General features: G+C 35.9%; 1 protein-coding gene. It reads left to right on the top strand.

Annotation, left to right across the window (positions count from 1 at the left end):
• On the top strand, nucleotides 1-637 hold a 637-nt coding region (locus FWJ34_RS19450), incomplete at both ends, for a cobalamin-dependent protein (protein WP_308256975.1).

The following is a 637-nucleotide window of genomic DNA, read 5'->3' as shown; positions in this document are numbered from 1 at the left end:
GCTATAAAGTGATTAATTTAGGTATTAAACAACCCGTAGAAAACATCATTCAAGCCTATCGTGAATCGAACGCAGATTGTATCGCCATGAGTGGTTTATTAGTAAAATCCACTGCTTTTATGAAAGATAATTTAGAGACATTTAATCAAGAGGGAATTACCGTGCCTGTTATCTTAGGCGGGGCAGCATTAACTCCGAAATTTGTCTATGAAGACTGTCAAAAAACCTATAAAGGTAAAGTGGTTTATGGTAAAGATGCCTTTGCTGATTTGCATTTTATGGATAAATTAATGCCCTCTAAACATAGCAATCAGTGGAATGATTTTGATAGATTTTTAGGAGATTTTGCCGAAGAAAATCATCTGTTTAAAGGGCGTAATTTTGATGAATCAGGAGAAGATGTAAAACAGACTTCTAGCCAGTATAAAAATCAAGAAAAAACAGAAATTGATACCCGAAGAAGTGAAGCAGTTGATCCAAATATTGAACGTCCAACTCCTCCTTTTTGGGGTACAAAAATTATGTCTCCTGATGAGCTTAATTTAGATGAAATTCTCTGGTATTTAGACTTACAAGCACTGTTTGCAGGGCAATGGCAATTCCGTAAACCTCAAGGGCAACCCAGAGAGGAATATGA

Origin of the sequence: Geminocystis sp. GBBB08, assembly GCF_016743215.1 — a bacterium.
Taxonomy (GTDB): domain Bacteria; phylum Cyanobacteriota; class Cyanobacteriia; order Cyanobacteriales; family Cyanobacteriaceae; genus Geminocystis.
This window is presented reverse-complemented; position numbering and strand designations above follow the sequence as displayed.